The sequence below is a fragment of the Pseudonocardia sp. Ae717_Ps2 genome, assembly GCF_001932475.1.
Taxonomy (GTDB): Bacteria; Actinomycetota; Actinomycetes; order Mycobacteriales; family Pseudonocardiaceae; genus Pseudonocardia.
Genome location: NZ_MCIS01000001.1, coordinates 512,351 through 529,418, shown reverse-complemented (window position 1 = coordinate 529,418; position 17,068 = coordinate 512,351). Strand labels below are relative to the sequence as shown.

Below are 17,068 nucleotides of genomic sequence, written 5' to 3'. Positions count from 1 at the left end.
GTAACCTCGCCGGTGTCTCACCGGGCGTGACGTCCCCTGCGCGCCCGGTGTCGGGAGGGACTCGGGAATGACGCGTCTGCGCACGACGGCACCGCTGCTGCTGGCCGCCGGACTGGCGGCGCTCGCGGTGGCGACCGTGCACGACGCGGGCTGCGCCGACCCGGGCCGCTACGAGGCCCGCGGCGACGGCACGTGGTCGCTGGTCGGTGGCTGTGTGGACCCGGGTGACCTGGTCGTCCCGCCGCCGCCGGTGGTCCAGCCCCCCGCGCCGTCGCCGGAGCAGTCGCGCAGCTGAGCCCGTGCGGCGCTACCGGACCGCGTCGAGTGCGGCCCGCAGGTCGTCGAGCAGGTCGTCGGCGTCCTCGATGCCGACCGAGAGCCGGATCAGCGAGTCCGGCACCTCGAGCATCGACCCCGCGGTCGAGGCGTGGGTCATCTCGCCGGGGTGCTCGATCAGCGACTCGATCCCGCCGAGCGACTCGGCGAGGGTGAACAGCCGGGTGCCCGCGCAGATCCGCAGCGCCGCGTCGCGCCCGCCCGCGGCGAGGAACGACACCATCCCGCCGAACCGGCGCATCTGCTTGGCCGCGACCTCGTGGCCGGGGTGCTCGGGCAGGCCCGGGTAGAGCACCGAGGCCACCGCGGGGTGCGCGGAGAGCATCTCGGCGACGCGCTCGGCGTTGTCGCAGTGGCGCTCCATGCGCACCGCGAGGGTCTTGGCACCGCGCAGGGTCAGCCAGGCGTCGAACGGGCCGGGCACCGAGCCGGTGGAGTTCTGGACGAACGCGATCTGCTCGGACAGCGCGTCGTCGTCGGTGACCAGCGCGCCGCCGACGACGTCGGAGTGGCCGCCGACGTACTTGGTCGTGGAGTGCACGACGACGTCGGCGCCCAGCGCCAGCGGCGTCTGCAGGTAGGGCGAGGCGAAGGTGTTGTCGACGACGAGCCGCGCGCCCACCTCGTGCGCCACCCCGGCCAGCGCCGCGATGTCGGCGATGCCGAGCAGCGGGTTGGTCGGGGTCTCGCACCACACGACCTTCGTCGTGGGGCGCAGCGCCGCGCGCAGGGCGTCGTGGTCGGCGAGGTCGACCGGGGTGTGCTCGACACCGAACCCGGACAGCACCTTGTCGACCAGGCGGAAGGTGCCGCCGTAGGCGTCGTGCGGGATCACCAGGTGGTCACCGGGCCCCAGCAGGACCCGCAGCAGCGTGTCCGTCGCCCCCATCCCGGAGCCGAACGCGTGCGCGTGCCGGCCGCCCTCCAGGGCGGCGAGCTGGTCCTGCAGCACGGTCCTGGTCGGGTTGGCGCTGCGGGAGTACTCGTACCCCCCGCGGGTCCCGCCGACGCCGTCCTGGGCGTAGGTCGAGCTGGTGTGGATCGACGTCGTCACCGCGCCGGTCGTCGGGTCCGGGACCTGGCCGGCGTGGATCGCGCGCGTGGAGAAGCCCTGCATGGGCGCCGAGGCTACTCCCGGCGCCCGTGCGGGCCGGATCAGGCGTTGCCGCCGAGGAAGGCGATCACGTCGGAACGGGTGACGACGCCCGCGGGCTTGCCGTCCTCCAGGACCAACGCGGCGTCGGCCTTGGCGAAGGCCTCCATCGCGTCCTGCACCGACTCGCCGGCGCCGAGGGTCGGCAGCGGCGGGGACATGTGGTCCTCGAGCCGGTCCGAGAGCTTGGCCCGCCCGGTGAACAGCGCGTCGAGCAGGTCGCGTTCGCTGACCGAGCCGGCGACCTCGGCCGCCATGACCGGCGGCTCCGCCTTGACCACGGGCATCTGGGAGACGCCGAACTCGCGCAGGTAGAGCGCGGCGTCGGCGACGGTCTCGTTGGGGTGGGCGTGCACCAGCGAGGGCAGTGCGCCGTCCTTGCGCCGCAGCACGTCGCCGATGGTCGTGCCCTGCGACGGGGGGAGGAAGCCGTAGCTGGCCATCCAGCGGTCGTTGAAGACCTTGCCGAGGTAGCCGCGGCCGCCGTCGGGCAGCAGCACGACGACCACCGCGTCCGCGGGCAGCGTCGCGGCCACCCGCAGGGCGGCGACGGTCGCCATCCCGCAGGAACCGCCGACGAGCAGCGCCTCCTCGCGGGCGAGGCGGCGGGTCATCTCGAAGGAGTCGCCGTCGGAGACGGCGACGATCTCGTCGCAGACGTCGCGGTCGTAGGTGGTCGGCCAGAAGTCCTCGCCGACGCCCTCGACCAGGTAGGGACGGCCGGTCCCGCCGGAGTAGACCGAGCCCTCCGGGTCGGCACCGATGATCCGCACGGCACCGTTCGACTTCTCCTTGAGGTACCGCCCGATGCCCGAGATGGTGCCACCGGTGCCGATCCCCGCCACGAAGTGCGTGATCCGGCCCTCGGTCTGCTCCCAGATCTCCGGGCCCGTCGAGTGGTAGTGCGACTCCGGGTTGGCCGGGTTCGCGTACTGGTTGGGCTTCCAGGCGCCCTCGATCTCGCGGACCAGGCGGTCGGAGGTCTGGTAGTAGGAGTCCGGGTGGTCCGGCTCGACCGCCGTCGGGCACACCACGACCTCGGCGCCGTAGGCCTTGAGGACGTTGCGCTTGTCCTCCCCGACCTTGTCCGGGCACACGAACACGCAGTGGTAGCCCTTGCGCTGGGCGACCATCGCCAGCCCGACGCCGGTGTTGCCCGAGGTCGGCTCGACGATCGTGCCGCCGGGACGCAGCTCACCGGAGGCCTCGGCGGCCTCGACCATCCGCAGGGCGATGCGGTCCTTCACCGATCCACCGGGGTTCAGGTACTCGACCTTGGCCAGGACCGGCGGGGCGATGCCCTCCGCCGTCGCTCCCAGCCGGACGAGGGGCGTGTTCCCGACCAGGTCGACGACGTGCTCGACGTAACGCATGCATGCATCCTCGCACCGTTCACTCGCGCGAGACCTCGTGCATCCCGCCTGCCGGGGTCCACCACCGGACCACGAGACGGTTCCGCGCGTCGTTCAGCCCGGTCCAGACGACCTCGGTCAGGTCGACGCGGAACGCGTCGCCGGTGACCGGCCCGGAGAGCGGGCCCTGCAGCACCGCCCGGCCCGACACCTTCAGGTCACCGTCGCCGAGATCTCCGCCGGACTGGTCGGCGGGCGCGGCGTGCAGCGCGAACCGCGGGTCCCGCCGCAGGTCGGAGCCCTTCCGGGCGCCCGGCATCGATCCGAAGGAGAGCTCGGTGTCACCGGCCGCGTCGTCCAGCACCACCTCGATCCCGGAGACGCGCGGTGACCCGTCGGCCCGCAGCGTCGCGATCACGAGCGCGATCCCCCGCCGCAGGATCCGCTCGGACAGCTCGGCGAACGCGGGCTCGGCCCGCCGGAAGTCTCCCCACGTCGTCATGGACGAGAGCATGCCGCGCACCCCTGACGGTTTCGTCACGCCGTCTCCCGATCATCGGTTACCGGCGAGTAGGGTCGATGGGAGTGGTACCTGCGATGGAGGAGGACGTCCCATGCCCGAAGCCGTGATCGTCGCCGCGGCCCGGTCCCCGATCGGCCGCGCCAACAAGGGCTCCCTCGCCGGGATGCGCCCGGACGACCTGACCGTACAGATGATCCGCGCCGCCCTCGACCAGGTCCCGCAGCTGGACCCGGCCGAGATCGACGACCTGATGCTCGGCTGCGGCCTGCCCGGCGGGGAGCAGGGCAACAATCTGGCCCGGATCGTCGCGATCCAGCTCGGCTACGACTCGCTTCCCGGCACCACCATCACCCGGTACTGCTCGTCGTCGCTGCAGACGACCCGGATGGCGCTGCACGCGATCAAGGCGGGCGAGGGCGACGTCTTCGTCTCCGCCGGCGTCGAGACCGTCTCGCGCTTCTCCCGCGGCACGTCGGACTCCTGGCCGGACACGCACAACCCGCTGTTCGCCGACGCGGAGGCCCGCACCGCCGAGACCGCGGAGAAGGGCGCCGAGACCTGGACCGACCCCCGCGACCAGAACCTGCTGCCCGACGCCTACATCGCGATGGGGCAGACGGCGGAGAACCTGGCCCGGTACAAGGACGTGTCGCGCGAGGACATGGACCGCTTCGCGGTGCAGTCGCAGAACCGCGCCGAGCAGGCCATCGCCGACGGCTTCTTCGCCCGTGAGATCACCCCGGTGACGCTGCCCGACGGCACGGTCGTCGACACCGACGACGGCCCGCGTCCGGGCACCACCTACGACAAGATCTCGCAGCTCAAGCCGGTCTTCCGTCCGGATGGGCGGATCACCGCGGGCAACGCCTGTCCGCTCAACGACGGCGCCGCCGCCCTGGTGATCATGTCCGACACCAAGGCCGAGCGGCTCGGGGTCACCCCGCTCGCACGGGTCGTGTCCACCGGCGTCACCGGGCTCTCGCCGGAGATCATGGGCTACGGCCCGGTCGAGGCGTCGCAGCAGGCACTGCGTCGCGCGGGCCTCACGATCGACGACATCGACCTCGTCGAGATCAACGAGGCGTTCGCCGCGCAGGTCCTGCCCAGTGCGCGCGACCTCGGCATCGACGAGGCGAAGCTGAACGTGCACGGCGGCGCGATCGCGCTGGGCCACCCGTTCGGCATGACCGGCGCCCGGATCACCACGACCCTGATGAACGGTCTGCGCAGCACCGGCGGCCGCTACGGGCTGGAGACGATGTGCGTCGGCGGCGGCCAGGGCATGGCGCTGGTGATCGAGAACCTCGCCTGATCCCACGGCGTCCTCAGGACGGGCCGGCCCGACCCGCGCGGGCCGGCCCGTCCGCGCGACGAGGTCAGGCCGCGTGGCCGGGCGGGTCGATGCGCACACCCGTGGTCTCGATCGCGGCCTCGGTACGCAACCGGGCGAACTCCCGGTCGGCGTCGAGCGCGCCCTGGGTACCACCCATCTCGACGTGGGCGCGCAGCGGCGGGTCCTCGACGCCGACGGCCCGGCAGACGTCGAGCAGCACGTCGTCGTAGGCGGCCAGCAGCGCCAGCCGCCGGACCCGGGTGGCCTGCTGCGGCCCGCGGCGCAGCCGGTCGAGCCGGCGCAGGTCGGCGACGAGCCGTTCCAGTGGCGGCCCGATCGGGCGCGGCGTCGGACGGCCTCGCCGCGCGGCGGCCCGGCGCGCCAGCCGGGACAGGTGCACCAACAGCCCCACCAGCACCACGGGGCCGAAGGCGATGGCCAGGAAGACGGCGATCCCGGTGACGACCGGGTCGTTCCCGGGCACGGCACCGACGCTACGACTCCCGGCTCCGCCCGGCCACCCCCGACACGACGACGCCGCGGACACCGGAGGTGTCCGCGGTGCGCGCGACCGGAGGGGGCGATTCCGGCCGCACCCGGCCCTCACGGGCCGGGTCGTGGGTGACCGGTCAGTCCTGGCGCAGGTAGCTCAGTAGGCGCAGGATCTCGATGTAGAGCCAGACGATCGTGGTCATGAGGCCGAAGGCGAGGTACCAGGAGTACTTCGCCGGGACACCGGCCTTGACCGCGTTGTCCGCGGCGTCGAAGTCCATCAGCAGGCTGAACGCCGCCACACCGATCACGACGATGCTGAACAGGATGGCCAGCGGGCCGCCGTCACGGAGGCCGAAGCCACCGTCGGTGAAGAAGCTCGCGACCAGGTTGGCCAGCATGAGGACGACGACGCCGATCAGGGCGCCCATCATCCACTTGGTGAAGCGCGGCGTGACCCGGACGGCACCGGTCTTGTAGACGACCAGCATGCCGAAGAAGACACCGGCGGTGCTGATGACGGCCTGGATCCCGATCCCCTGCAGGGCCGGGCTCTGCTGCATCATCCCGGTGATGCCGCCGAGGGCGACACCCATCGCGCCGGAGTAGATCAGCGTCAGCGGAGCGCTGGGCTTCTGCTTGAAGATGACGATCAGCGAGACGACCAGGCCTACGAGGAACGCCGGCAGGGCCAGGATGTAGAGCCCCGACATCACGGTCAGGATGCCGGCGACCAGCGCGAGACCCGCGCTGATCGCGGTCTTCTGGACGACGTCGTCGACCGTGATCGGGCGACCCGTCTCCTGCGTGGCCTGGGTCGGGTCGACGTAGGACGGCTGGGAGCCGGCCATGGCGGCGCCCCCGCCCATCATGCCGCCACCCGAGCGGTCGAACGTGGCGTAGCCGCCCTGCTGCTGTGTAGGCAGGTTGCGGAACGCCGGGTTGCTCGTGGAGCGCACCTGGATCCTCCTCGACGGACGTGTGCGGGGCCCACCTCTGGCAGGCCCTCACACGTGTGCAACGCCGAGGGAGAGCCGGGGGTTCCCGCTGGTAAAAGAAAATTTACCGCGTCCGGGGGTCCGGCGTCAGTCCTGTCCCCCACAACGGGCGGTGATCACCGTCCCGGGAGTCTCACCTGCGGGAACGTCGACGTCGTCGGCAGCGGTTCGGCACGCACCGCCGGCATCTCGGGCGTGGTGTCGTCGTGCCGGTCGTCCACGGTGTCGAGGGAGTCGAGGGTGTCGACGGAGTCGGCACGCCCGTCGACCAGCGGCGCGTCACCGCGCATCTCGGCGCGGATCAACGCCGGCCAGCGCCCGACCGAACCGAGCGCGGCCACCGCGGCGCGGCGTCCCGCCGGGCTGACCAGCACGGCGACCACGACGACCAACGCGACGGCGACGACCACGCCGCTGGAACCCGGAGCGAGCACGGGCGTACCTCCTCGCAGAAGCGGGCGCCCGGCCGGGGGCAGCCGGACCCACCCTCGCGCCGTACAACGATCCTGTGGCGGGTCGGTCACGGGCCGTCACCGCGCAGCGGGCGGACCCGCGCGGGCCGCACTACTCTCGGCGCGTTCGCGACGGCGCCTCCGTCGCCCCTCCAGTGAAAGGACGGTCCGGATATGTGGGCCCTGCTCTCCCGGCACCTGCGCGTGTGGCTGCTGCTGGCGGTCGGTGCACCGCTGCTGGCCTGGCTCCTGGGCAAGATCGGCGACGCCGTCGAGCGCCGCCGCGGCCCCAACACCCTGACCAAGCTGATCCGTTCGGGCCGCCGCTACCTGGAGCGGCGCAGCCGGGGACCGCTGCGCCGCCACGAGCAGACCGACCCCGAGCGGCTCGCCCGCTGACGACTCCCGCGCCGGCGCCGCACGCTCAGGCCGGCAGCATCCGGCGCAGACCCCAGCCGCGCCGGCGGGCGGGGCGCCGCCGCGGTGCCTCGTCCGCCGGGGGCGTCGGGTCGAGCTGTCCGCAGCGGCCGCACGGCACCCCGGCGACGTCGATCAGCGGGGCCGGGGACACCAGGTGGCCGCACAGCGCCGCATAGCGGCCGGTCCGCACCGAGTGCGGCGCACAGAGTTCCGCGTCGGTCACCTTGTGTGCACGACCGTCGAGAACCGACGTCAGCGTCAGGACATCGGGGCAGCCGGCGTCGTTCGTCCGTCCGGCGGTCACGACGACGCCCACACGACGGCAGATCCGTGCGTCGACCGGCGCATTTCTCTGGCCCCCTCAGCGTGTCAGTCGTTCCATCGTCACGGATCACACTTGCGGATGCAAGATCCCTTCCACAGTCTTTCGACACTCTCCGCAGTCAAACGGACGCCGCGGACACATCCGGAGGTCCCCCATGTCCCACTCGAACGGCACGCGCGCAGCAGATCTCGGCCCGGTGACGTGGCGTCGCCCGGCCGGCGGGGCCGCCGAGGGGCAGAACGTGGAGTTCGCCGTCCTCGACGACGGCCAGGTCGCCGTCCGCAACGCCCGCGACCCCGAGGGCCCGGTCCTCGTCTACACCCCGGCCGAGATCTCCGCGTTCGTCGACGGCGCCAAGAAGGGCGAGTTCGACGACATGGTCGACCCCTTCCGCGACTGAGCCGGGCTCACGGCAGCAGCGGGTCCGCCTCGCGCCACAGCCGGGCGACCACCTCGGACGCGGGGTCGGTCGTCGCGCGTCCGGCGGCCTGGCCCGCCCAGTGGTTCACCCGGTCGACCGCGCCGGGCTCACCCGCGCGGTAGCGGGCCACCAGGCGTCGCTGGTGGGGGTAGGGCGCCGGCGCCGGGGCGCCCGGCACGGTCCAGGCCCGGACGAAGTCGGTGGCGATGCCGCGGGCCAGCCGGCCGGTGTAGGCGCGGGTGGTCGTCGTACCGGTGGGGTCCAGGCCGTCGAGCCGGGCGGACCAGCCGTCGTCGATCCCGGCCTCGGGACTGCGCAGCAGTGCCGTCCCCACCTGCACCGCGCTCGCGCCGAGGGTGAGCGCGGCGGCCAGGGCCCGGCCGTCGCCGATCGCCCCGGCGGCGACCACCGGGACATCGACGGCGTCGGCCACCCACAGGACGAGCGCGAGCAGCCCGACCGAGACGGTCTCGGCGTCGGCGGGGTCGGTGGTGCCACGGTGCCCGCCCGCCTCCATCCCCTGCACGACGACGGCGTCGGCCCCCGCCCGCTCCGCAGCGAGGGCCTCGGCGCGGGTCGTGACCGTCGCGAACCAGGCGCAGCCCGCACCGTGCACCGCGGCGACCTGCTCGGCCGTGAACAGCCCCATGATCGTCGAGACGACGGCCGGCCGGGCCGCCAGGACCGCGGCGAGCTGGTCGGGGAACGCCGGTCCGGGGCCGCCGGGCGGAGCCGGCGCACCGCCCAGGGAGTCGAGATAGGCGGTCTGGAGGCCCACGTCGTCGTCGGTGGGCGAGTCGGGGATCCACAGGTTGAGCTGGAACGGAGCGGTCCCGGCGAGGACGCGGAAGCGGGCAGCCCAGTCGGCGATCGCCTCCGGGGTGTCGTTGACGACGCCCGCCGCACCCATACCGCCCGCCGCGGCCACCGCGGCCGCCAGCTCCGGCGGGCAGGCCCCGGCCATCGGGGCCTCCAGGACCGGGACCCGCAGCCCGTGGCGTGTGCAGAAGGACTCGGCCCGGCTCCGTGCGCTCACCGTCGCGAGTGTGCCACTGCACCGCGGGTGGACCGGGGCGGCGCGGACAGGAAGGATCGACCCCGACCCCGACCCGCAGTGCGAAGGAGCCCGCTCCCCCTCATGACCGGACCCTCGTTCCTCGAGCAGCTGCGTGCGCACGCCCCCGAGCTGCTGCCCTCGCGTCTCCCGCGTGACCCCGCCCAGCGGGTCCCCGCCGACATGGACGTCCCGCACGGCACCACGATCATCGCGCTGACCTGGGCCGACGGGGTGCTGCTGGCCGGCGACCGGCGCGCCACCTCCGGCAACCTGATCGCGCAGAAGGACCTGGTGAAGGTCGTCGGCATCGACGACACCTCCGCCGCCGGGTTCGCCGGGTCGGTCGGTCACGCGTTGCAGATGCTGACGATGTTCGCGGCCGAGGTGGAGCAGTACGAGAAGGTCGAGGGCGCCCCGATCAGCCAGGACGGCAAGATCCGCAGGCTGTCGAGCATCGTGCGGGAGAACCTGGGCGCGGCGATGCAGGGCTTCGTCGCGCTGCCGCTGTTCGTCGGCTACGACCCGACCGACCCCGACCCGGTCCGCATCGTCACCTACGACCCGACCGGCAGCGTCAAGCGCGCCCGGTCCGGCTACGTCGGCATCGGGTCCGGCTCGCAGTTCGCCGAGGCGTCGCTGAAGAAGCGGCACGACCCGGGCGTCGACCGGGCCGGCGCGATCGCGCTCGCGGTCAACGCGCTGTGGGACGCCGCCGACGACGACACCGCCACCGCGGGTCCCGACCTCACCCGCGCGATCTTCCCGAACCTGATCACGGTGACCGCCGACGGCGTCGAGGAGATCGGCGTCGACGAGGTCCGGGCCGCGACCGAGCGGATGCTCGCCGAGCGGGCGGAGCGCCCCGGCGGCTGAGCCGACCGGGTCAGGGCCGGGGCGGGCCACCGGCCCGGCCGATGATCTCCTCGACGACCGGGCCCTTGGCGTCGGCGTAGAGGTTCATGTCGGCCCACTCCCGACCGGCGAGCCCACGCTTGTGCGCCTCGTAGCGCGCCCGCTCGTCGTCGTGGGTGCGCAGCCGGTCGCGGAACACCAGGTAGCGGGTGATCTCCGGGCTGCCCCGCGGGTAGCAGTGCAGGTTCACGGGCAGGTCCCCGACGGCGCCGCGCAGGCAGCGGTGCCCGGGCTCGCGCACCCGCAGGTCGTAGCCGTCGGCGAGCAGGTCGGGCAGGTAGGCCGGCTCGTCGTCGGGGTCGTCGAGCGCCACGACGACGTCGATCACCGGCTTCGCCGCGAGCCCCGGCACCGAGGTGGAGCCGATGTGCTCGATGCGGTGCGCACGCTCCCCCAGCGTCGCGCGCAGGCGGGCCGCCGCCGCGTCGAAGGCCGCGGGCCAGGCCGGGTCGGGCTCGGCGAGCTCGACGACGACCGGACGCATCCCGTGCACGAGTGCCCGGTTCAGCTCGTCGTGGCGACTGGTCACGATGCCGAGCATGCGGGCAGACTGCCTCGGTGTCCACGCTGCGCTCGGTCGCCCCGGTCTTCGCCACCACCGATCTCGACCGGTGGCTGGACCACTACCGGGCGCTCGGGTTCACCGTCGAGCGCTACGACGACGGCTACGGCTTCGCCGCCCTCGGCGGCGTGGAGCTGCACGTCTCGGTGCTGCCCGACCACGACCCGGCCCGCACCGCGGGCTGCGCCTACCTGCACGTCGACGACGCCGACGCACTGCACGCCCGCTGGTCGGCCGTGGCCGGCGGCCGCGAGGTGGCGCCGGTCGACACCCCCTACGGGCTGCGCGAGGGCGCGCACCACGACCCGGACAACAACCTGCTGCGCTACGGCTCGCCGCTGCAGGACTGATCCGCTCAGCCCGCTTTCTCCCGCCGGTCCAGCACGACGACCGCGGCCCCGGTGAACACGAGCACGACCGTCGGGTAGGCCCACGGCAGCGCCGGTGCGTCGCCGAGCGGGACCGTCCACAGGCCGATCCCGCCGGTGATCAGGTACTGCAGCAACGGGATCGCTCCGAGGAGCACCCCGAGGATCCCGGCGATGTTCTGTGCTGTCCTCACATGCCCCCCTGTAGCAATGCAGTCGCATTGCAACAGCTCCATCGGGCCTTGTCAATGCGACCGCATTGCTACAGTGGCGTGGTGCCCCGTTCCGTCGACCACGACGCCCGACGCTCCGAGATCGCCGACGCCGTGCTCGCGCTCGTCGCGCGGTCGGGCACCGAGGCGGTCTCGCTGCGCTCGGTCGCGGCCGAGGCCGGGATCTCGATGGGCCGCGTGCAGCACTACTTCGCCAGCAAGGACGCGCTGCTGTTGCACGCCCTGGACCGGTCGCACCGGCAGATGGAGGAACGGATCGAGGCCAGGGCCCGGGCCGTGGGCGGCGGGGATCGGACCGTCCTCGCGACGATCCTCGACGAGCTGCTCGGCGAGCACCCGCGGACCCGCGACGCGCTGCGCATCCACGCCGCCTTCGCCACCCGCGAGGTCGACGAGCGGGCGCGGGCGATCCTCACCGACGGCGACGACGAGATCCATGCCCTCGCCGTCCGGGTCGTCGCCGACGCCGGATCGCCCGATCCGGACACCGACGCGCACGCGCTGCTCGCCCTGACCTCGGGGCTCAGCACGGAGGTCGCGCTGCACGGCGCTCCCGTCGACCGCGCCCGGCGCACCCTGACCGCGATGCTCGACCGGCTGGCCCCCGCCACGGCGCGCGCACCGGCCGGCGACCCGGAATGATCCGAGCGGTGCGCCCCTGGTTCCCGCTCCTCGCCGGCTCGGTGTTCTACGCGTTCGCCCTGGTGTGGGCGGCCGGGGAGCTGCCGGAGGACGGGGTGCCGCTGCACTTCGACCCCGCGGGCGTGCCGACCGCGTTCGGCACCCGCGCCGGGTTCCTGGCGCTCGGCACGCTGTTCGGGCTGCTCGTCGCCGGGATCGGGGCGGGGCTCTACCGCCTGGTCACGACCGGGTCGCTGGCGCGGGTGTCGGTGCCGCACCGCGACTACTGGACGGCGCCGCAGCGGGTCGGAAGGCTGCGCCACATGCTCGCCGAGGACATGGGACGGACCTTCGGCGGGACGCTGCTGCTGCTCACCGTCGTCCCGGTGACGGCGGTGTACGCCACCCGCAGCGACCCGCCGCGGCTGCCGGTCGGGCCGGTCTGGGTGGTGCTCGTCCTGCTGGTCGTCGGGATCGTCGGGTACTGCGTGTACCTGGGGCGTTACCGGTACCGGCCGGTCTGAACGGTCACGCGCCGGCGACGGTCCGCCGCCGGGTGCGCAGGGCAGTCCTGGCGCAGACGCGCCCGCTGCGGGAAGGTGCCGGGGTGGCACGGATCGGACCGGGGGACGTCGCCCTCACCATGGCCGACCTGCGGGTCGTGACCCGGTTCGCCGCGCTGACGACCGCGCTGGACGACGCGTTGCGCGACCGATGGGTCCGGGGTCAGCGGACACGCTCATAGCGCAGGTGCACGGTCCCGCCGTCGAACACACGCTGCTCGATCAGCCGCAGCCGCAGGTCCGCACCGGGCGGGAGGAACGGCTTCCCGCCGCCGAGGACGACCGGCACCACCCGCGGGCGGAACTCGTCGATCAGCTCCAGCAACGACGCCGCCAGCCCCGGCCCGCCGACGGCCAGCTCGCCGTCGTTCTCCGCCTTCAGCCGGGACACCTCGTCCAGTGCGCCGACTCGACGGACGAGGCGGCACCCGGGCGCGACCGAGGTCAGCGAGTCGGAGAACACGACCCGCGGGACGGCGGTGTAGAGCTGGGCGAACTCCGCCTCCACCGGATGCCCGTCGGCCCGCTCGGGGGCGGTCCAGAAGTCCTCCATGATCTCGTAGAGGCCACGGCCGAACAGGAACACCGACGTCGCGCGGGTCTGGTCGTTGGACAGGCGGTGCACCTCCTCGTCGGGGTCGCCGAAGGCGATGCTGCCCGTGGGGTCCTCGACGAAGCCGTCGAGGGACATGCTCATGGCGTAGGTGACCAGGCCCATGGGTGTCAGCCCTTCCGGTTCCAGAACTGGTGGATGCGCCCGCTCGGCGAGGCGACCGACTCGACGGTGAACCGGTCCTCGACGCCGGTCAGCCCCTCCCACGGGGACACCCCACGGCCGAGGACGATCGGCAGGATCACCACGTGCATGACGTCGACCAGGTCGGCGTCGAGGAACTGGCGGATCGTCGAGGGTCCCCCGCCGAGCCGGACGTCCAGCTCGCCCGCGGCCGCACGCGCGACCGTCAGCACCTCCTGCGCCGACCCGTCGACGAAGTGGAAGCTCGTCCCGTTCGCGAACTCGATCGGTGGCCGCGGATGGTGGGTCATGACGAACACCGGGGTGCGGAACGGGGGCTCGTCGTCCCACCAGCCCTGCCAGCCGTCGTCGGTCCAGGGGCCGGTCTGCGGGCCGAACTTGCGCCGCCCCATGATCTCGGCGCCGATCCCCTGGGCCCACGTGCTGGTCAGGGCGCGGTCCGGGGTGACGGGGGCGTCCACACCGCCGATCCCGTGGATGAACCGCCCGTCGAAGCCGGCGAAGAGCGCCCCGGCGTCGCCGATCGGGGCGTCGAGGCTCACGTGGTCGCCGGCGGCGTAGCCGTCGAGGGAGACGAACAGGTTGTGCACCCGGGTGCGGGACATGGGGGCTCCTCGGTGGACGTGGCTCAGATGGTCGACCGGCGGGGGCGGCGGAACTCATCGCCCGCGCTGCGACGACGGGGCGGCGGGCACGTCGAACTCGAACGGGACGGGGCAATCGTCACGCTCGGCCGGTCACCGTCGCTCGCGCTCCAGGCGGGCGGCCACCTCACGGAACCGGCTGACCGGGACGAGATGCACCCCGGCGAAGGCTCCCGTGTCGCGCAGGGCGCGGATCTGCTCGCACGCCGCGTCGACCCCCGCGGCCGGGTCGTCCGAGACCCGGTGGACGAGCTCGTCGGGAATGTCGATGTCCGGGATCGACGCCCGCAGCCTGGTCGCCATGCCGGCGCTCGCGAGGACCATCACACCGGCATAGACGGGCAGGTCCATCGGGTTGGCCTCGCGCCACTGCAGGAACGCCTCGACCGAGTAGCCGACCTGCACGAACACGAAGTCGGCCGCCTGCTTCCAGGCCGCCATCCGACGACGGTGGCCGGCCGTCACACCGAGCCGGAAGGGCGCGACCCCCGCGAACGCATCCTGACCGGTCGCCGCACGCGCTTCCTCGATCATGGTCCGCACGGTCAGCTCGCCGGTGCGATCTCCGACCGACGGCTTGTCCCCCTGGACGAACAGGAACTGGTCCACGCCGTAGGCGGCGGCGGTCAGGAGATCCCGGCGGAAGCCCAACAGGTTGCGGTCACGGGAGTTCACGCAGGCGATGCCGGCCCCGCCCATCGCCCGGACCTCGTTGGCCACCGCGATGCTGGACACCGTGGCCCGACCGATGTGGTTGTCGGGGATCAGGAACGCATCCGACACCGGAGTCAGGACGCCGATCTGGTGGCGGGCGTGCGTCAGGTCGGGCCTGGTCGGCGGCTCGATCTCGCAGATGATGCGGAATCCGTCGGTCACGGTCCGAGGGTAGAGACCCTGTGGCCGGAACTGGCCGGGTCGAGGCACAGCGGGCCAAGCTGTCGGTGGCCCCTGTCAGCATCCCGAGCATGAGCAGCCCGAAGGACGATCTGGTCCGCTACCTCGACGAGGCGCGCAATGCCGTCGTGTGGAAGGTCGACGGGCTCGACGAGTACACCGCTCGCCGGCCTGCGACCGACACCGGCACCAATCTCCTCGGTCTGGTCAAGCACCTGACTAGCTGCGAGCTGACCTACTTCGCCCAGACCTTCGACCGCCCGACCAGGGATCTCGCCTACCTCGACGCGTTCGACCCGTGGGAGAACGAGGACATGTGGGCCCGGGCGGACGAGAACCGGGCAGACGTGGTCGAGCGCTACCGCCGCGTCTGTGCGCACTCGAACGACGTCGTCACCGAGCTGTCGCTGGACGACACGGGGCGTGTCCCTCACTGGCCCGAGGACCGGGCAACCGTGACGCTCCACCACATCCTCATCCGGATGATCGCAGAGACCAACCGCCATGCGGGCCAGGCGGACGTCATCCGTGAGGGCTTCGACGGCGCGACCGGGCATCAGGAAGGTTCGTCGTCGCTGCCTCCCGGGGACCGTGTGTGGTGGGAGCAGTACGTCAGCCGGATCGAGTCGGCGGCGCGGCAGGCTTCGCGGTAGTGGTCGCCGTCCAGCCTCGAGAAGCTGGCAACCCCCGCCAAACCCGCGGATCGCAGCGAGGTGATGGCAACGGAACGTCGAGCCCGGTTCGGGCTGGGAATGTCCGTCAGCGGATCGGGGTCGCTGACGATCGATTCCGGCCCTCGTCGCGTCGCTTCTGTCCCGGATTCGTCGGATCGCGACGGAGCCAGGAGGTCTAGCTGAGCTTCTGACGAAGTCGATCGAAGCGTCGGCGGGCGTAGGCGGGTTCACTGGCCCATCCGCAGGCAGCTTCCCACGCGTCGATCGCGTTGCTCGCGACGGCGGCACGGTGACCTCGCAGTGGCCCTCCGGGGATCTCGGCCAGGTCGAGGTCGGCGTGATCGACTCGCGATTCGTCCCAGTCGAGGAAGCCGACACAGCCGCCACTCACCCGGACGTTGCCCGGGCCGGGGTCGCCGTGGACGACGCAGTCCGGGCCGGCCGAGAGGGCGGCCCAGGCCCGCCTGCAAAGGTGGGCGACATGATCGGGCATGGCCTCGAGATCGATGTCTCCTCCGCGTGACTCCCGCTGGAGCTCCCGGGTCGACCGGAAGCCGGGGCGCTGGTTCGCCCACCCCGCAGTCAGTCGGTGCAGCCGCTCCAGCTCGGAAGCGACAAGGGCCCAGTCACTGGCCAGGGGCTCCCGCCCGTGCAGCCAGGTTTGCACTACCACGCCGCCCGCCGAGCGTCGGCCGTCCGCTGTGGGGACGGTGTGCGGCACGACGAACCCGTGGTGTTCCAGGAACTCCAGTAGATCGAGTTCCCAATCCAGGGCCGGCGCTGTTCGCCTGGTGCGCCGCGCGACCAGGCGGTCCCGACCGCGCACCTCGTAGACATCGTTCCGATGGCCACCACCGAGTGGTGCAGTCACGCTGAGACCGGGCCACGGGCTGAGGTCGATCACGGCGCCAGCCTGCCGGACGGCAGGAGAACATGCCCCTCACGACCGGCCCTTCGCTGCCGGAGTGCTCGACGACGGCGCTGGTGCCCGAGACGAGCGTCGTCGCTGGGAGCAGTGCGCCCTCAGTCGGACTCGGACCGACGCTGGAGTCTGCCAACGGGAACCGTGGTCGCCTTTGAACGTCACCTCTGTCCTCGAACGACGTGGAGGTAGATCCCTCGCAGGTGAAACATCGACGCGTACTCAGCACGTATGTGGTGAACTGGCGGTTCCGCGGACCACCGCGCAACGCGGCGGAGGCCGCAACATCCGGGAGTCCGGTCGCGCGCCCGTAGGAGGACGTTCGTGGTTCGCGCCGAAGTCGTCGCCTACGCCGGGGTTCCGGACGGATTCCAGGCTTGGCCGGTGACCGACAGCTATCCCGACATCGTCTTGGACGGGAATCAGCCCGACGAGCAGATCGCGCTTCTCGTCGCCAACATCGCGTGGCTGGCCACGCCTCCCAAACTGGCGATCGCCCAGAGGCTCCTTCGCCGACACCCGCCGACGGTGGCACAGCTCGCAGAGCCCAGCGCGGTCCTGGACCGCATTCTCGATGCCCGCCATCTGACGAGCCAGGGAGGCGTACGACTCACCGATGACACGACCGGCACTGTCATCGCTCCAGGATGCTGCACACACGTCCGTGACTGGGCCGACTGGACCGACCTCCTCCTCCATGGCCGGCCCGTGGTGATGGGACACGCCCCGGAAGTCGTTGTCGCACTGCGCGACGACATCTGCCTCGCGTGGGCAACCGAAGACATGAACACCGATGATCGAGGCCCGCTACCGGACGATTCCCACATCGAGTTCTCGAAGTCGACCGTGCCTGAGCTGGTGTCCGAGATGCAGCGCGGACTCATCGCCACCACGGATCGCATCGGTCAGTGGGTGTCCACGATCGTGCCGGGCCGAGTCGACGAACTCGTCATCCGGATTCGAGAACAGTGGGACGTCGCCGACAACGATCTGCCCCACAGCATCACGTGGGCCGTGTGACGGTTCCGCCCCACTGCCTCGGGTTTCCGGGCGGTG

25 protein-coding genes are annotated in these 17,068 nt (G+C 72.4%); 11 read left to right on the top strand and 14 right to left on the bottom strand.

The genetic code is table 11. The features are described from left to right. The first annotated feature begins 67 nt into the window (after positions 1 to 67). Positions 68 to 295 carry a hypothetical protein gene (locus Ae717Ps2_RS02665; protein ID WP_020621958.1) on the top strand — a complete coding sequence of 76 codons (228 nt, stop codon included), beginning with the start codon at positions 68 to 70 and terminating at the stop codon, positions 293 to 295. A gap of 12 nt (positions 296 to 307) precedes the next feature. Here the strand turns inward: Ae717Ps2_RS02665 and Ae717Ps2_RS02660 are convergent, their stop codons facing one another. The 3 genes from Ae717Ps2_RS02660 to Ae717Ps2_RS02650 are packed head-to-tail and all read right to left on the bottom strand — an operon-like array spanning position 308 to position 3,343. Continuing rightward, positions 308 to 1,453, bottom strand: a complete 1,146-nt coding sequence (locus Ae717Ps2_RS02660; RefSeq protein WP_075308273.1) for a cystathionine gamma-synthase — start codon at positions 1,451 to 1,453, stop codon at positions 308 to 310. Positions 1,454 to 1,491: 38 nt separating this feature from the next. Further along, complete coding sequence (locus tag Ae717Ps2_RS02655; RefSeq protein ID WP_020621956.1) at positions 1,492 to 2,862, bottom strand: cystathionine beta-synthase; 1,371 nt, start codon at positions 2,860 to 2,862, stop codon at positions 1,492 to 1,494. A 19-nt stretch (positions 2,863 to 2,881) separates the two neighbouring features. Further along, positions 2,882 to 3,343, bottom strand: coding sequence for a pyridoxamine 5'-phosphate oxidase family protein (locus Ae717Ps2_RS02650; RefSeq protein WP_043276228.1), 462 nt, complete (start codon positions 3,341 to 3,343; stop codon positions 2,882 to 2,884). Positions 3,344 to 3,455: 112 nt separating this feature from the next. Between Ae717Ps2_RS02650 and Ae717Ps2_RS02645 the strand changes: the two genes are divergently transcribed. After that, a complete protein-coding gene (locus Ae717Ps2_RS02645) occupies positions 3,456 to 4,676 on the top strand; it encodes an acetyl-CoA C-acetyltransferase (RefSeq protein WP_020621954.1) in 1,221 nt (406 codons plus the stop codon). Between the two features lie 64 nt (positions 4,677 to 4,740). On the opposite strand, the gene Ae717Ps2_RS02640 is transcribed toward Ae717Ps2_RS02645, so the two are convergent. From Ae717Ps2_RS02640 to Ae717Ps2_RS02630, 3 genes are all read right to left on the bottom strand, one after another. Next, entirely contained in the window at positions 4,741 to 5,181 is a 441-nt protein-coding gene (locus Ae717Ps2_RS02640) for a hypothetical protein (RefSeq protein ID WP_075308277.1), read from the bottom strand. A 145-nt stretch (positions 5,182 to 5,326) separates the two neighbouring features. Further along, complete coding sequence (locus tag Ae717Ps2_RS02635) at positions 5,327 to 6,148, bottom strand: Bax inhibitor-1/YccA family protein (RefSeq protein ID WP_075332992.1); 822 nt, start codon at positions 6,146 to 6,148, stop codon at positions 5,327 to 5,329. Positions 6,149 to 6,303: 155 nt separating this feature from the next. Next, positions 6,304 to 6,621, bottom strand: coding sequence for a hypothetical protein (locus tag Ae717Ps2_RS02630; protein ID WP_139318814.1), 318 nt, complete (start codon positions 6,619 to 6,621; stop codon positions 6,304 to 6,306). A 192-nt stretch (positions 6,622 to 6,813) separates the two neighbouring features. Here Ae717Ps2_RS02630 and Ae717Ps2_RS02625 point away from each other — a divergent pair, with 192 nt between their 5' ends. After that, positions 6,814 to 7,038, top strand: coding sequence for a hypothetical protein (locus Ae717Ps2_RS02625; RefSeq protein WP_020621950.1), 225 nt, complete (start codon positions 6,814 to 6,816; stop codon positions 7,036 to 7,038). A 25-nt stretch (positions 7,039 to 7,063) separates the two neighbouring features. On the opposite strand, the gene Ae717Ps2_RS02620 is transcribed toward Ae717Ps2_RS02625, so the two are convergent. After that, positions 7,064 to 7,363: a hypothetical protein gene (locus Ae717Ps2_RS02620; RefSeq protein WP_143510281.1), complete on the bottom strand. Its 300-nt coding sequence runs from the start codon at positions 7,361 to 7,363 to the stop codon at positions 7,064 to 7,066. A gap of 175 nt (positions 7,364 to 7,538) precedes the next feature. Between Ae717Ps2_RS02620 and Ae717Ps2_RS02615 the strand changes: the two genes are divergently transcribed. Then, a complete protein-coding gene (locus tag Ae717Ps2_RS02615) occupies positions 7,539 to 7,784 on the top strand; it encodes a DUF397 domain-containing protein (RefSeq protein ID WP_060713255.1) in 246 nt (81 codons plus the stop codon). A gap of 7 nt (positions 7,785 to 7,791) precedes the next feature. Here the strand turns inward: Ae717Ps2_RS02615 and Ae717Ps2_RS02610 are convergent, their stop codons facing one another. Then, positions 7,792 to 8,841, bottom strand: coding sequence for a nitronate monooxygenase family protein (locus Ae717Ps2_RS02610; RefSeq protein ID WP_075332991.1), 1,050 nt, complete (start codon positions 8,839 to 8,841; stop codon positions 7,792 to 7,794). Positions 8,842 to 8,943: 102 nt separating this feature from the next. Here Ae717Ps2_RS02610 and prcB point away from each other — a divergent pair, with 102 nt between their 5' ends. After that, complete coding sequence (gene prcB / locus Ae717Ps2_RS02605; RefSeq protein ID WP_020621946.1) at positions 8,944 to 9,735, top strand: proteasome subunit beta; 792 nt, start codon at positions 8,944 to 8,946, stop codon at positions 9,733 to 9,735. Between the two features lie 10 nt (positions 9,736 to 9,745). Here the strand turns inward: prcB and Ae717Ps2_RS02600 are convergent, their stop codons facing one another. Further along, positions 9,746 to 10,303, bottom strand: a complete 558-nt coding sequence (locus Ae717Ps2_RS02600; RefSeq protein ID WP_233147421.1) for a GrpB family protein — start codon at positions 10,301 to 10,303, stop codon at positions 9,746 to 9,748. A 29-nt stretch (positions 10,304 to 10,332) separates the two neighbouring features. Here Ae717Ps2_RS02600 and Ae717Ps2_RS02595 point away from each other — a divergent pair, with 29 nt between their 5' ends. After that, positions 10,333 to 10,686 (top strand): VOC family protein, encoded by a 354-nt coding sequence (locus tag Ae717Ps2_RS02595; RefSeq protein WP_075308286.1) that lies wholly within the window; start codon positions 10,333 to 10,335, stop codon positions 10,684 to 10,686. Positions 10,687 to 10,691: 5 nt separating this feature from the next. Here Ae717Ps2_RS02595 and Ae717Ps2_RS35915 read toward each other — a convergent pair whose 3' ends face one another. Next, positions 10,692 to 10,898: a hypothetical protein gene (locus Ae717Ps2_RS35915; protein WP_139318816.1), complete on the bottom strand. Its 207-nt coding sequence runs from the start codon at positions 10,896 to 10,898 to the stop codon at positions 10,692 to 10,694. Positions 10,899 to 10,979: 81 nt separating this feature from the next. Between Ae717Ps2_RS35915 and Ae717Ps2_RS02590 the strand changes: the two genes are divergently transcribed. The 3 genes from Ae717Ps2_RS02590 (at position 10,980) to Ae717Ps2_RS37205 (ending at position 12,303) form a co-directional block, all read left to right on the top strand. Continuing rightward, entirely contained in the window at positions 10,980 to 11,579 is a 600-nt protein-coding gene (locus tag Ae717Ps2_RS02590) for a TetR/AcrR family transcriptional regulator (protein ID WP_233147420.1), read from the top strand. 8 nt (positions 11,580 to 11,587) lie between these two features. Then, positions 11,588 to 12,082 (top strand): hypothetical protein, encoded by a 495-nt coding sequence (locus Ae717Ps2_RS02585; protein WP_075308290.1) that lies wholly within the window; start codon positions 11,588 to 11,590, stop codon positions 12,080 to 12,082. An 83-nt stretch (positions 12,083 to 12,165) separates the two neighbouring features. Beyond that, positions 12,166 to 12,303, top strand: coding sequence for a hypothetical protein (locus Ae717Ps2_RS37205; RefSeq protein WP_158071448.1), 138 nt, complete (start codon positions 12,166 to 12,168; stop codon positions 12,301 to 12,303). Here Ae717Ps2_RS37205 and Ae717Ps2_RS02580 read toward each other — a convergent pair. The 3 genes from Ae717Ps2_RS02580 to Ae717Ps2_RS02570 all read right to left on the bottom strand — a co-directional run bounded on the left by Ae717Ps2_RS02580 (position 12,285) and on the right by Ae717Ps2_RS02570 (position 14,398). Further along, a complete protein-coding gene (locus Ae717Ps2_RS02580; protein WP_075308292.1) occupies positions 12,285 to 12,839 on the bottom strand; it encodes a dihydrofolate reductase family protein in 555 nt (184 codons plus the stop codon). The two genes, Ae717Ps2_RS37205 and Ae717Ps2_RS02580, sit on opposite strands and share 19 nt — an antisense overlap. A gap of 5 nt (positions 12,840 to 12,844) precedes the next feature. After that, positions 12,845 to 13,483 (bottom strand): dihydrofolate reductase family protein, encoded by a 639-nt coding sequence (locus tag Ae717Ps2_RS02575; protein ID WP_075308294.1) that lies wholly within the window; start codon positions 13,481 to 13,483, stop codon positions 12,845 to 12,847. Positions 13,484 to 13,615: 132 nt separating this feature from the next. Next, positions 13,616 to 14,398, bottom strand: coding sequence for a methylenetetrahydrofolate reductase (locus Ae717Ps2_RS02570; RefSeq protein ID WP_075332990.1), 783 nt, complete (start codon positions 14,396 to 14,398; stop codon positions 13,616 to 13,618). A gap of 89 nt (positions 14,399 to 14,487) precedes the next feature. Between Ae717Ps2_RS02570 and Ae717Ps2_RS02565 the strand changes: the two genes are divergently transcribed. After that, the gene (locus tag Ae717Ps2_RS02565) at positions 14,488 to 15,069 is read left to right on the top strand and encodes a DinB family protein (RefSeq protein ID WP_075312376.1); all 582 of its coding nucleotides are present in this window, start codon (positions 14,488 to 14,490) and stop codon (positions 15,067 to 15,069) included. A gap of 196 nt (positions 15,070 to 15,265) precedes the next feature. Here Ae717Ps2_RS02565 and Ae717Ps2_RS02560 read toward each other — a convergent pair whose 3' ends face one another. After that, positions 15,266 to 15,994, bottom strand: a complete 729-nt coding sequence (locus tag Ae717Ps2_RS02560; RefSeq protein WP_075308296.1) for a phosphotransferase enzyme family protein — start codon at positions 15,992 to 15,994, stop codon at positions 15,266 to 15,268. 342 nt (positions 15,995 to 16,336) lie between these two features. On the opposite strand from Ae717Ps2_RS02560, the gene Ae717Ps2_RS02555 reads away from it, so the two are divergent. Further along, positions 16,337 to 17,032 carry a hypothetical protein gene (locus Ae717Ps2_RS02555; RefSeq protein WP_075332989.1) on the top strand — a complete coding sequence of 232 codons (696 nt, stop codon included), beginning with the start codon at positions 16,337 to 16,339 and terminating at the stop codon, positions 17,030 to 17,032. Positions 17,033 to 17,068: the final 36 nt, after the last annotated feature.

What these genes read in the sequence shown, in the direction of transcription:
- Ae717Ps2_RS02665 (WP_020621958.1), top strand. Translation starts at nt 68, where the DNA reads ATGACGCGTCTGCGCACGACGGCACCGCTGCTGCTGGCCGCCGGACTG.
- Ae717Ps2_RS02580 (WP_075308292.1), bottom strand. Translation starts at nt 12,839, where the DNA reads ATGGGCCTGGTCACCTACGCCATGAGCATGTCCCTCGACGGCTTCGTC.
- Ae717Ps2_RS02615 (WP_060713255.1), top strand. Translation starts at nt 7,539, where the DNA reads ATGTCCCACTCGAACGGCACGCGCGCAGCAGATCTCGGCCCGGTGACG.
- Ae717Ps2_RS02575 (WP_075308294.1), bottom strand. Translation starts at nt 13,483, where the DNA reads ATGTCCCGCACCCGGGTGCACAACCTGTTCGTCTCCCTCGACGGCTAC.
- Ae717Ps2_RS02650 (WP_043276228.1), bottom strand. Translation starts at nt 3,343, where the DNA reads ATGACGACGTGGGGAGACTTCCGGCGGGCCGAGCCCGCGTTCGCCGAG.
- Ae717Ps2_RS02655 (WP_020621956.1), bottom strand. Translation starts at nt 2,862, where the DNA reads ATGCGTTACGTCGAGCACGTCGTCGACCTGGTCGGGAACACGCCCCTC.
- Ae717Ps2_RS02565 (WP_075312376.1), top strand. Translation starts at nt 14,488, where the DNA reads ATGAGCAGCCCGAAGGACGATCTGGTCCGCTACCTCGACGAGGCGCGC.
- Ae717Ps2_RS02660 (WP_075308273.1), bottom strand. Translation starts at nt 1,453, where the DNA reads ATGCAGGGCTTCTCCACGCGCGCGATCCACGCCGGCCAGGTCCCGGAC.
- Ae717Ps2_RS02645 (WP_020621954.1), top strand. Translation starts at nt 3,456, where the DNA reads ATGCCCGAAGCCGTGATCGTCGCCGCGGCCCGGTCCCCGATCGGCCGC.
- prcB (WP_020621946.1), top strand. Translation starts at nt 8,944, where the DNA reads ATGACCGGACCCTCGTTCCTCGAGCAGCTGCGTGCGCACGCCCCCGAG.
- Ae717Ps2_RS02625 (WP_020621950.1), top strand. Translation starts at nt 6,814, where the DNA reads ATGTGGGCCCTGCTCTCCCGGCACCTGCGCGTGTGGCTGCTGCTGGCG.